The organism is Flavobacterium weaverense, from assembly GCF_003688495.1.
In the GTDB taxonomy this organism is placed as follows: domain Bacteria; phylum Bacteroidota; class Bacteroidia; order Flavobacteriales; family Flavobacteriaceae; genus Flavobacterium; species Flavobacterium weaverense.
In genome coordinates this window covers 745,492-757,480 of record NZ_REFH01000007.1, presented here as the reverse complement: position 1 = coordinate 757,480, position 11,989 = coordinate 745,492, and the positions used below count along the sequence as shown (strand labels likewise).

The window sequence follows — 11,989 nt, the reverse complement described above, 5'->3', positions numbered from 1 at the left end:
TTATAAACGCCAATTTTCGATAAGAAAATTGGCGTTTTATTTTGCACACCTTTTTGTTTTGTAGTCACGGAAACAAAAAGTCTTTTTATTTTAAAATTTTTGTAAAGTCGGGCTTGAAGTAGTTCGGTCCTTTCATTACTTTACCATCTTCACGATAAATAGGATTTCCATTTTCATCTAGTTTACTCATATTACTTCGCTGGATTTCATCAAAAACTGCCTCAATTTTATCTTGTAATCCATGCTCTAGAATTGTTCCGCAAAGTATATACATCATATCCCCTAATGCATCAGCAATTTCAGTCAAGTCATTGTTTTGAACTGCTTCTAAGTATTCTTCATTTTCTTCTTTCATTAAATTATAGCGAAGTTCATGCTTACTCGCACCTAAATCTGCGGTTGGTTTTTCATGAAAGTCAATTTTGAAAGTAGTATGAAATTCTTTGACTGCCTCAATCTGTTTTTGCATCTGTTTATATTTATAAAATGAAAACACAAATTAGTAAACTATTATTAAAGTAATACCTAAATTTGCTAAAAATATTTTAATTATGTTTAGTAAGGATCAATTAATATTTGCTGTTCTATTTTTTATTGTATTTGTTATCGGAATAGCATTTGCTTATCGAAAAGATACAGGTTTGCACAAGATTTTTTACAAAGGGAGTTATAAAATACTGCTTGGTTTTATTGCTTTTATTGGAATATTGTTCTTGATAAAAATCTTCTTTAAAAGATAAATTAGAGTTTAATAAACAGAAAGTCTGCTGCGTAGCGGACTTTTTTATTGTGAATTTTAAGAGCTGTAAGTCTGGAAAGTATTTCATAACAAAAATAATAGTTTGAAAATTTTGAGAAAAGAGAATAATTTATTTTAATTAAATTCCAATTTACTTTAGTTAAATAAGATGCTATTTCTCTTTATCACTTCCCTGCTCAATTTATCTTTTTTAGTCAGAAAAATACAAGCATAAAAAATTAACAGTTTATATGACTTCTAATTTAAATCTTTAACTTTACCGAAATTAATAAACCTGCGTACTATGAGGATTTTAAAATATTTGTTTCTTTTGCTACTACTTACTGTAGTTGCTTTGTCCATTTTTGTAGCCACCCAAAAAGGAGATTTCACTGTAGAAAGAAGTCAAATTATAAATTCCCCCAAATCAAACGTATATAGTTTTGTAAATGATTTTCGAAACTGGGAAGATTTTAGTTCCTGGATGACTGAAGATCCTGAAATAAAAATTAATTATCCAGCTAAGACGATTGGCGCGGGCGCTTCTTTTTCTTGGAAAGGAAAAGACGGAGCAGGTGATGTGAAAACAATTTTTGTAAAAGAAAACGATAGTATTTCACAAAAAATGAATTGCGATGGCACTTCATCTTCTGTTTTTTGGAGTTTTAAAGATACCATAGGTGGAACAAAAGTTACTTGGAAAACTACTGGAAAGATGGATTTTTCTATGAAAGTTTACACTGCTTTTAATGGTGGAATCTATAGGATTTTTGGAAAAATGTATGAGAAGAGTTTAGCTAATCTTGACAAGACACTTGATTACGAAATTAATACTTATAACGTAAAAGTAGATGGGATAGTTAAATTTCCTGCTACGTTTTACTTAGAGCAAACGTTCACCAGTAAAATCTCAAATGTGAATAAAAATTCAAGAATCGTTTTTAAGAAAATAACCCACTTTTGCAATACAAACAATATTGAATTGAATGGAAAACCGTTTTTGATTTATCATAATTACGATTTAGCAAATGGTCTGACTCGTTTATCTTTCTGTGTACCAATAAAAAGCCAAATACTGACAAGTTCAGGAAGTGACATATTGAGTGGGAAAATAGAAGAGTTTGAAGCAGTAAAAACTACTTTAACCGGCGACTATTCGCACAGTAAAAAAACACTTGACAAAGCGACAAATTACATTAATGCAAACCGTATACTTGTAGATCAATCATTTACATTCCTGCAAGTGTATAAAGTTACTAAGGCTGATATTAAAAGTCCTTCAAAATGGGTAACTGAAATGTATTATCCAATACAGCCGAAAGTAGCAGCAGTAGTTCCTAATTACGTACCCGCACAAATTAAAAAAGTTGAACCTGTAAAAGTACCAGTAGTACCAACGAATAAGGAGGAAGAGCAATCTGAATTTTAAATTTCTCTAAACCTATTAAACCTTTTACATAAATTTTGTTCTAACTTATAAAAAACAATTTTGCACGAAGAAAAGGAATTTATACAGCAATTATTAGATCCTCGGACGCAGAATGAAGCGTTTCAGAGTTTAATATTGGAGTATCAAAGACCGCTTTATAATCACATTCGGAATATCGTTTTAAACCATGATGACACTGATGATATACTGCAAAACACATTTATTAAAATATTTCAAAATTTAAAAAATTTCAAAGGAGAAAGTAAACTTTTTTCTTGGATGTACCGCATAGCCACAAATGAAGCTTTAAATTTTTTGAAACAAAAATCAAAAATGAGTGGCGTTACATCAGAAATTATTCAAAACAAAGTACTTGATAATCTTGAAGCAGATATTTTTTTTGATGGAGATGAAATCCAATTAAAATTACAAAAAGCTATTGCGCTATTACCTGAAAAGCAACAACTCGTTTTCAAGATGAAATATTTTGAAGAGCTTAAGTACGAGCAAATTTCTGAAATTTTAGGGACTTCTGTAGGAGGTCTAAAAGCATCTTATCACATAGCAGTAAAAAAAATAGAAGCTTTTGTAACAACCAATTAAACCTTTTTAAAGTAAAAGTGTCTTAGTAGTATATGAAAACATTTAAATTAGAAAACGAGCCTAAAATTGAATCGGGATTTAGAACTCCAAATGACTATTTTGAAAATTTCTCTGTCAAAATGATGGAGCGATTACCTGCGAGTGAACCAAAAGTAATTTCGATATTTCAAAAGAGAAAAACGTTGTTTATGATGATAGCCGCGATTTTAGTTCTTGCGCTAATGATTCCCATAATTGCTAACTGGTCTCAAAACAAACAAGAATTAGATTCAGTAGCTTTAGAGAATTATATTACGTACCAATCAAATGTCAATCAATACGACTTGATTAACGAGTTAGAAACTGAAGATATCAGTAAGATAAAAATAAATGTAGCTATTGAGGATAAAGCTATAGAAGATGTTCTAGCAATGAACTCAAATTTAGAAAATCTTCTTTTAGAATAAATTTAAAACTATTTCTTAATATTTAATTAGAAAAATAAAAATGACCATAAGAAAATTATTTCCACTATTACTATTGCTAGTTTCAGTCAGCTTTTATGCTCAGGGCGAAAGTATGAAAGAAAAAAAAGAGCAGATAAAAGTACTTAAAGTAGCCTTCTTCACTACCGAATTAGACTTAACAAATAGTGAAGCAGAGAAGTTTTGGCCTCTTTACAACACTTTTGATGATAATCAGTTTGAATTAAGACATCAAAAGATGAGAGCTTTTATGCGTAGAATGAGCGATGGCTCGTTAGATAAAATGACAGAAAAAGAAGCATCATCATTTCTAGCTCAAATACAGGATACTGAAGAGGAACTGTTTTTACTTAGAAAGAAATTTACTCAGAATGTTAGAGCAATAATACCAGCTTCAAAAGTTTTGAAGCTAAGAAAAGCGGAAGAAGATTTCAATCGAAAACTTTTGCAGCAATATCGAAATAAAGGATCAAAAAAATAAAAATTTTATTTATTAATTCTGTAAAAAGCCCTAAACCGCAGTCGTAATCTGTAGTTTAGGGTTTTTTTATTATTTAAATCGGAGGCGAATCATTTTGCTTTGTCCAGCAGCTATTGCTGTGTTTTCATCTATAAATCGGATTGTATTAAGACTGCTGTCGTCCGACAATTTTACCCACGAATTGCCACTGTTATTAGAATAGTAAATTCCAGTAAAACCAACTGTAACTAATGATCTACCTTTGCTATTAGGAACATATTGAACACAAGAAGCATAACCAAAAGCTTGGTTTTCTGCTACCAATTTCCATGTTTTACCGCCATTACTAGTACTTGCTTTATTAGAGAAATTTTGAGCTTTAATTTCGTAATCTCCCCCAGCAATAAATCCATTATTTGAATCGTAAAAATCAGCTGTGAAAATTCCTGTCATTGCTTTGCCTTGTATAATTTGCGTTTCATAAACAGTCCAACTATTTCCTCGATCAGCAGAATAAAAAACTCTAGACTTTTTTCCACCTGATACAATCCAAGTGTTATTTTCTTTAATAATGATGTTCGTGTTACTTGCAGCAAAAGCGGCTTCACCATCAATGACTACTGGTAACTTATCACAAGAGATTTTGTTCCATGTTTTACCCCCATCACGAGTTTTAATTAGATTTAAACAATTAGTGATGGGATCACCCATCGCAATACCTTCATTATTATCCCAGAACTGCATACTATCGTAAAAAACTTTCTCGTGATTTTCTTGATACACTAAAGTGGAACTCAAATCAGCTTTAGAAATTTGGTACAGCAAAGCCGGATTAGAAACATTTAAAATGAAAACATTGTCGCTTGTTTGAGCAATACTTCTAAACTCTAATTTCAGTGCATTTTTCTCAATTGTATTTTCAGTTTTTTTATTATCCACTAAATTATAAAAACCATATCTTCCGTTATCTGCTGCATACCAAACTCTATTTTTATCAATTTGAATTGCTCGAATGCTTATTTTATCTTGGAATAAAGTGTCTATAAGCACGTTTTTAAAATTAGAGCTGTTTAAATCATCAGAATTATAAACTGCTGTTTTACAAGACAAAAGAGTTGAAAACACTGCTAAAATCAATATTATTTTTCTCATACAAAATTATTTTAATGCTAATTTACAATTATTAATAGAAATACGATTAGTCTCTAAAATTTATTGGCACAGTAATTGGATATTCCAAAAAAGAGAAAATTTAATCCAATTTACTATGAAAACGAAACTTCTACTATTAAGTCTTTTGACTACTGTTTTCGCAACACAATTGCAAGCACAAAAAAGAACATCTGTAAATGCGATGAACTCTGAGATAAGTGATAACCTTGACTTAAGAGCAGTTGCATCCATTTTTGGTGATTCTAGAAACATTCAGGATTTTGAAAAGCGTCTTAATGATCCAGAGCGTCAAATATCTAATTTGGATTTAAATAATGATGATGAAGTTGATTATTTGCGAGTGATCGAGACTGTCGAAAACAGAACGCATTTAATTATTATACAATCTGTTATAGATCGTGATGTTTACCAAGATGTTGCGACGATCGATGTAGAAAAAGATCGGAACAATAAAATTCACGTTCAAGTTGTAGGTGATGTATTTATGTACGGAGAGAATTACATTTACGAACCGGTTTACTACACTACACCAGTAATTTACGCGTCTTTTTGGTCAAATAATTACAGACCTTATTATTCATCATGGAATTGGAACTATTATCCTTCCTATTATTATGCATGGAATCCGTTCCCAATCTTTCGATATAGAAACAACATCAATATCAACATAAATATTAATAACAATTACAATTACGTAAATCATAGAAGAAATGAACGTACTGTAGTATATTATAATTCTAGACGTTCGAATGGATATGAGCGCCAAAATCCGAACTATTCTTTTTCAAGAAGAAACGTGAACGTTGTAAATCGTTACGAATTGGATCAAAGAAGAGGATCAAGTAATGAAATTGGAAACTCAAATAGAAGAGGAAGTTCATCACGAGATTTAGCTTCAAGAAGAGGAAATACGTCAGGTGAAATAAATGCACAAAGAGGAAGTTCTTCGAGAGATTATTCTCAAAATAGAACAAATCGTTCTGCAGATGCAACAACTCAGAGAGGCAGTTCTTCAAGAGACTATTCTCAAAACAGAACAAATCCATCGCCGGATGCAACTCAACAAAGAGGAAGTACTACGAGAGATTATTCACAAAATAGAAAAAATCCATCTCCGGATGCTACAATTCAGAGAGGAAGTTCTTCAAGAGATTATTCTCAAAATAGAACAAATCCATCACCAGATGCAACTCAGCAAAGAGGAAGTTCTTCTAGAAATTATGCGCAAAATAGAACAAATCCATCGCCGGATGCAACTCAACAAAGAGGAAGTACTACGAGAGATTATTCTCAAAACAGAACAAATCCATCGCCGGATGCAACTCAACAAAGAGGAAGTACTACGAGAGATTATTCTCAAAACAGAACAAATCCATCTCCAGATGCAACGCAACAAAGAGGAAGTTCTCCTAGAGAGTATTCACAAAACAGATCAGCACCTTCTCGCGAAACAGCTCCACAAAGAGAAAATTCACAAAGTAGAACAAGCCCGTCGAGAGAAGCTGCACCCCAAAGAGCAGAACCACAAAGTAGAGGCAATTCTTCTAGACAATCAGCTCCTCAAAGAAACGAAAGTCAAAGAACAATTTCTTCCTCTAGAAATGATAGTAGAAGAATCTAAAAAAGACTTAGTTATTACATTAAAACACGGCCCTTAAAGCCGTGTTTTTTTTATTCTATAAAAAGCTACATTTTATTTTAAAAGTGTACTTTTGACCTGTTATTAAAATCATTAAATGAGCGCATCGCACAAAGACCTGCATAGTAAATTGACTTTAGGTGGTTTATTAATTTCTTTAGGAATAATTTACGGTGATATTGGAACCTCACCATTGTATGTAATGAAAGCCATCTTAGGCACCCACATAATAAATGCCGATGTTGTATTAGGTGGAGTTTCAGCAGTTTTTTGGACGCTGACTTTACAAACTACAATCAAATACGTACTCATTACCTTGAGCGCCGATAATCATGGTGAAGGAGGTATTTTTGCTTTATATGCGTTAGTAAAAAAAACCAAAATAAAATGGCTGATTGTCCCCGCAATTGTTGGTGGAAGCGCACTATTGGCCGATGGAATTATAACTCCCCCCATTTCTGTATCTTCTGCAATTGAAGGTATACGAACTTTTTATCCAGAGATCAATACTATTCCCATTGTAATAGGAATATTGTTTGTGCTGTTTGCAATTCAGCAATTTGGGTCAAAATTGGTTGGTAAATTCTTCGCGCCTATGATGCTGGTTTGGTTTGCAATGCTAGCTGTCTTAGGAGTGATCCAAATCACACAACATCCTGAAGTCTTTAAAGCAATTAATCCTTACTATGCTTACAATCTACTATCAGCTCATCCCGACGGATTTTTTGTTCTTGGATTCGTGTTTTTATGTACTACTGGTGCAGAAGCTTTGTATTCAGACATGGGACATTGTGGTCGTAAAAATATTAGAATTAGCTGGATTTTTGTAAAAACCGCTTTAGTACTGAACTATTTTGGGCAAGCCGCTTATTTGATCCATCATGAGGGAAGAACGTTGCAAAATTTAGGCGGTAAAAATGGAAATCCTTTCTACCTTATTATGCCTGACTGGTTCCAACCAATAGGTATTGTTGTAGCAACATTAGCTGCAGTAATTGCGTCACAAGCTTTGATTAGTGGTTCATTTACATTAATTAATGAAGCGATGAGACTAAATTTTTGGCCAAAAGTTAAAATTAAATATCCTACTGAATTAAAAGGACAGTTATACATACCCTCAATAAACTGGCTGCTCTTTATTGGTTGTGTTGGAATTGTATTGCACTTTGAGGAATCTAACAATATGGAACATGCTTATGGTTTAGCAATCATATTATGCATGATTATGACGACCATTTTACTTAACTTTTATCTAATAATGAAAAGGGTTAAGTTATACTTTATAATTCCACTAATAACTATTTACTTACTTATTGAATTTAGTTTTCTAGCAGCAAACATCACTAAATTTGCTGATGGAGGTTACGTAACACTTATCATTGCAGCAATATTAATTAGTATAATGACAATTTGGTATTTAGCTAAGCAAATAAATAAAAGTTACACTAAACTTGTAAAAGTTGAAGATTACAAAAAAGTTTTGATTGAACTAAGCGCTGATTTAACTATTCCAAAATACGCAACGCACTTGGTTTATATGACTAACGCTGGAAGAACTGACGAAATAGAAGAAAAAGTAATGTATTCAATTTTACAAAAAAGACCAAAAAGAGCTGATATTTATTGGTTTGTACACGTCAATATATTATCTGAACCATATAAGGCGGAGTACAAGGTTACTCAAATTTTAAAAGACGATTTATACCGTGTTGATTTTAATCTAGGATTTAGGGAGCCAACTAAAATAAACTTGATGTTTAGAGAAGTGATTAAAGACATGGTTAAAAATGGTGAAGTTGATATTACAAGTCGATATGAATCATTAAATAAAAATAACATTATTGGTGATTTCAAATTTGTTTTATCTGAAAAATTCCTATCCAATGATAGTCGTTTAAGATGGCATGAAAAACTAATAATGAACTCGTACTTCCTTCTTAAAAAATTAAGTTTATCTGAGGAGAGAGCTTTTGGATTAGACAGTAGTTCTGTAAAAATTGAAAAATTCCCGATGGTGCTTCATGCTCCTGAAAAAGTAGATTTAAAACGCATTCATTAATTGATAATTCAAAAAAACACTGTAACAAACACAGTGTTTTTTTTTTGGAAAGAAATTTATAAATAACATTCATTATTTAAAATATCACATTCAATCAATAAATAGTACCTTTGCACCTCAATTATTAAAAATGAGATTACATAGAAATTTAGTTTACACAACAATAGATGCATTAAATGCCATTTTCAATGAAGGTGAATATGCTGATAAAGTGGTAGCAAGATCTTTAAAAAAAGACAAACGTTGGGGAAGTTCAGATAGAAAATTTGTCGCTGAAACTATCTACGAAATAGTACGTTGGAAAAGATTATACGCAGAAATTGCAGAAGTTAAAGAACCATTTGACAGAGATAATCTTTGGAGAATGTTTTCAGTATGGGCTGTATTAAGAGGATATCCTATTCCTGATTGGCGTCAATTAGAAGGAACTCCAGAAAGAAAAATAAAAGGTCGTTTTGATGAACTTTCAAGAGTAAGAGCATTAAAAGAATCTATCCCAGACTGGATGGACGAATTAGGAGTTAAAGAATTAGGTGAAAAAGTTTGGGCAACTGAAATAACAGCTCAAAATCAACCAGCCAAAGTTATACTTAGAGTAAATACATTAAAGACGACAAGAGAAGCACTTCGTGCTATTTTGATGGACTTAAATATTGATACAGAAACTTTAAAAAATCAACCAGACGCTTTAGTTCTTAAAGAAAGAGCTAATGTTTTCTTGACGGATGCATTTAAACAAGGTTTCTTTGAAGTTCAAGATGCAAACTCACAATTAGTAGCTGCTTTCCTTGATGTTAAGCCTGGAATGAGAGTTGTTGATACGTGTGCTGGTGCTGGTGGAAAAACACTACACCTTGCTGCTCTAATGGAAAATAAGGGTCAATTAATTGCAATGGATTTGTATGAAAGCAAATTAAAACAATTAAAGATCCGTGCTAAGAGAGATGGAGCTTTCAACATCGAATATAAAATTATAGATTCTACAAAAGTTATCAAAAAATTACATGAAAGAGCAGATCGTGTACTAATTGATGCTCCATGTAGCGGTTTAGGAGTTCTAAAAAGAAATCCTGATGCTAAGTGGAAATTACAACCAGAGTTTATTGACAATATTCGTAAAGTACAATCAGAAGTTTTAGAAAGCTATTCTAAAATTGTAAAACCAGGTGGGAAATTAGTTTATGCTACTTGTTCCGTTTTACCTTCTGAAAATCAAGATCAAGTTGCTCGTTTCTTGACAACAGACATTGGAAAACAATTCAACTTTATAAAAGATCAAAAAATCCTTGCCTCAGAGTCTGGTTTTGATGGTTTTTACATGGCTTTGTTAGAACGTAAAGAATAAATTTTTAAATTTCGATATAGAAATTCCTAGAAATATAAATAAAAAAAACTCCAATTTTCAAATTTGAAAATTGGAGTTTTTTTTTAGAGATAAACCAAATTAGAATTTGGAAATAACTATTTTAAATTATTTTGTTAGTCGTTCATTGAAATCAAGAACTCTTCATTATTTTTAGTTTTCTTGAATCTATCGTTTATGAAATCCATTGCTTCCACAGGATTCATATCAGAAAGATACTTTCTCATAATCCACATGCGCTGTAATGTTTTTGGATCTAACAACATATCATCACGTCTTGTACTTGACGAAGTTAAATCGATAGCTGGGAAGATACGTTTGTTTGCGATCTTTCTATCTAATTGTAATTCCATATTACCAGTTCCTTTAAATTCCTCGAAGATCACTTCATCCATTTTAGAACCAGTTTCTGTCAATGCAGTTGCTATAATACTTAAAGAACCTCCATTTTCAACATTACGAGCTGCTCCAAAGAATCGTTTTGGTTTTTGTAATGCGTTAGCATCAACACCACCACTTAAAACTTTTCCTGATGCTGGTTGAACCGTATTATATGCTCTTGCTAAACGTGTGATTGAATCTAGTAGAATCACTACATCGTGACCACATTCTACTAAACGTTTTGCTTTTTCAAGAACGATATTAGCAATTTTTACGTGCTCTTGTGGTTCTCTATCAAAAGTAGAAGCAATTACTTCTCCTCTTACTGAACGTTGCATATCTGTAACCTCTTCTGGTCTTTCATCGATTAACAAAACAATTAAATATACTTCAGGATGATTAGCTGCAATTGCATTAGCAATGTCCTTAAGCAACATCGTTTTACCTGTTTTAGGCTGTGCCACGATCATTCCACGTTGTCCTTTACCTATTGGTGAAAACAAATCAATAATTCGAGTTGAAATTGTGCTTTGCTTTTCAGCTAATTTAAATTTCTCTGACGGAAAAACAGGAGTTAAATGCTCGAATGAAACTCGATCGCGAACAACTTGAGGATCGTGCCCGTTTATTTTTAATACGCGAACTAAAGGGAAAAATTTCTCTCCTTCTTTTGGTGGACGAACCACACCTTTTACAGTGTCTCCAGTTTTTAAACCAAATAATCGTATTTGAGAAGTAGATAAATAAATATCATCTGGCGAAGCCAAATAGTTATAATCAGAAGATCTTAAGAAACCATATCCATCAGGCATCATTTCTAAAACTCCTTCACTTTCTATAATACCGTCAAATTCAAAGTCAGATGCAGCAAAATTGCTTTTCTTGTTTTTAAAATTGGGGTTTTGATTTGTATTTTGATTTCCGTTTCCATTTTGATTTGCATTTTGTTTATGCAACTGGTTCGGATTTATTTTTTTTGCAGGAGCAACAACTTCAGCTTTTTCTTCAGCAGTTACTTCTGATGTAGAGTCAACTGTAGGCTCTTGCTCTTTTGAAGTTTCTTTAACTTCTTCTTTGTCCTTTTTTAAGGCTATTTTTTTCTCGTAAGCTGATTTATTAAATTTTATCGCTGTACCAGGTTTTTTACCTTCTACTTTTTCCTCGTTTTTTTGCTCTTGATCTGAAGAATCTGTTTCATTAATAGCAATTTCCGCTTTTTCTGAAACGTTATTTTCTTCTGTTTCTATTTCAGCGACTGCAATTTCCTGATTCTCAATAACAGGATTAACTTTCGTTTTTTGAATAGCTACTTTTTTAACAGGAACAATTCGGGCTCTTTTAGGTTTATCATCTTCAAGAACAGTTTCTGCTGTTGTAGTTACTTTCGATTCAACTGTAGCAGCTTGATGATCTAAAATATGACCAATCAATGTCTCTTTTTTAACACCGTTAAATTTTATGTTTTTAGCCGTTTTAGCTATTTCTTGAAGCTCAGAAAGCTTCATTTCTTTTAATGCAGAAATATCAAACATGAATGTTCTATGAGTTTAATTAGTTTTTTTGGAATAACGTAAAAGATAGGTAGTAACTTTAAATTGAATCAACCGCAGTATGAAGTGCTTACGGAATTATGATGCAATAATACGAATAAATTTTTATCAGACAATAGTATTTGTAAA

Annotated in this window: 10 protein-coding genes; 7 read left to right on the top strand and 3 right to left on the bottom strand. The window is 32.1% G+C overall.

Annotation, left to right across the window (positions count from 1 at the left end):
* Positions 1-85: 85 nt before the first annotated feature.
* Positions 86-469, bottom strand: coding sequence for a pyrophosphohydrolase domain-containing protein (locus BC961_RS03375; protein ID WP_121924427.1), 384 nt, complete (start codon positions 467-469; stop codon positions 86-88).
* A 574-nt stretch (positions 470-1,043) separates the two neighbouring features.
* On the opposite strand from BC961_RS03375, the gene BC961_RS03365 reads away from it, so the two are divergent.
* The 4 genes from BC961_RS03365 to BC961_RS03350 are packed head-to-tail and all read left to right on the top strand — an operon-like array spanning position 1,044 to position 3,716.
* Positions 1,044-2,168, top strand: coding sequence for an SRPBCC family protein (locus BC961_RS03365; RefSeq protein WP_121924425.1), 1,125 nt, complete (start codon positions 1,044-1,046; stop codon positions 2,166-2,168).
* Between the two features lie 60 nt (positions 2,169-2,228).
* Positions 2,229-2,771 (top strand): RNA polymerase sigma factor, encoded by a 543-nt coding sequence (locus BC961_RS03360; protein ID WP_121924424.1) that lies wholly within the window; start codon positions 2,229-2,231, stop codon positions 2,769-2,771.
* A gap of 32 nt (positions 2,772-2,803) precedes the next feature.
* The gene (locus tag BC961_RS03355; RefSeq protein WP_121924423.1) at positions 2,804-3,217 is read left to right on the top strand and encodes a hypothetical protein; all 414 of its coding nucleotides are present in this window, start codon (positions 2,804-2,806) and stop codon (positions 3,215-3,217) included.
* A gap of 40 nt (positions 3,218-3,257) precedes the next feature.
* A complete protein-coding gene (locus BC961_RS03350) occupies positions 3,258-3,716 on the top strand; it encodes a sensor of ECF-type sigma factor (protein ID WP_121924422.1) in 459 nt (152 codons plus the stop codon).
* Between the two features lie 69 nt (positions 3,717-3,785).
* Here BC961_RS03350 and BC961_RS03345 read toward each other — a convergent pair whose 3' ends face one another.
* The gene (locus BC961_RS03345) at positions 3,786-4,847 is read right to left on the bottom strand and encodes a WD40/YVTN/BNR-like repeat-containing protein (RefSeq protein WP_121924421.1); all 1,062 of its coding nucleotides are present in this window, start codon (positions 4,845-4,847) and stop codon (positions 3,786-3,788) included.
* 115 nt (positions 4,848-4,962) lie between these two features.
* Between BC961_RS03345 and BC961_RS03340 the strand changes: the two genes are divergently transcribed.
* From BC961_RS03340 to BC961_RS03330, 3 genes are all read left to right on the top strand, one after another.
* Positions 4,963-6,489: a hypothetical protein gene (locus BC961_RS03340; protein WP_121924420.1), complete on the top strand. Its 1,527-nt coding sequence runs from the start codon at positions 4,963-4,965 to the stop codon at positions 6,487-6,489.
* 115 nt (positions 6,490-6,604) lie between these two features.
* Entirely contained in the window at positions 6,605-8,566 is a 1,962-nt protein-coding gene (locus BC961_RS03335) for a KUP/HAK/KT family potassium transporter (RefSeq protein ID WP_121924419.1), read from the top strand.
* Positions 8,567-8,696: 130 nt separating this feature from the next.
* Positions 8,697-9,911: an RsmB/NOP family class I SAM-dependent RNA methyltransferase gene (locus BC961_RS03330; RefSeq protein ID WP_121924418.1), complete on the top strand. Its 1,215-nt coding sequence runs from the start codon at positions 8,697-8,699 to the stop codon at positions 9,909-9,911.
* Between the two features lie 134 nt (positions 9,912-10,045).
* Here BC961_RS03330 and rho read toward each other — a convergent pair whose 3' ends face one another.
* The gene (rho, locus tag BC961_RS03325) at positions 10,046-11,842 is read right to left on the bottom strand and encodes a transcription termination factor Rho (RefSeq protein ID WP_121924417.1); all 1,797 of its coding nucleotides are present in this window, start codon (positions 11,840-11,842) and stop codon (positions 10,046-10,048) included.
* Positions 11,843-11,989: the final 147 nt, after the last annotated feature.

Excerpts from the sequence above, each read along its gene's own strand:
- BC961_RS03375 (WP_121924427.1), bottom strand. The coding sequence starts at position 469 with ATGCAAAAACAGATTGAGGCAGTCAAAGAATTTCATACTACTTTCAAA.
- BC961_RS03365 (WP_121924425.1), top strand. The coding sequence starts at position 1,044 with ATGAGGATTTTAAAATATTTGTTTCTTTTGCTACTACTTACTGTAGTT.
- BC961_RS03355 (WP_121924423.1), top strand. The coding sequence starts at position 2,804 with ATGAAAACATTTAAATTAGAAAACGAGCCTAAAATTGAATCGGGATTT.
- BC961_RS03350 (WP_121924422.1), top strand. The coding sequence starts at position 3,258 with ATGACCATAAGAAAATTATTTCCACTATTACTATTGCTAGTTTCAGTC.
- BC961_RS03345 (WP_121924421.1), bottom strand. The coding sequence starts at position 4,847 with ATGAGAAAAATAATATTGATTTTAGCAGTGTTTTCAACTCTTTTGTCT.
- BC961_RS03340 (WP_121924420.1), top strand. The coding sequence starts at position 4,963 with ATGAAAACGAAACTTCTACTATTAAGTCTTTTGACTACTGTTTTCGCA.
- BC961_RS03335 (WP_121924419.1), top strand. The coding sequence starts at position 6,605 with ATGAGCGCATCGCACAAAGACCTGCATAGTAAATTGACTTTAGGTGGT.
- BC961_RS03330 (WP_121924418.1), top strand. The coding sequence starts at position 8,697 with ATGAGATTACATAGAAATTTAGTTTACACAACAATAGATGCATTAAAT.
- rho (WP_121924417.1), bottom strand. The coding sequence starts at position 11,842 with ATGTTTGATATTTCTGCATTAAAAGAAATGAAGCTTTCTGAGCTTCAA.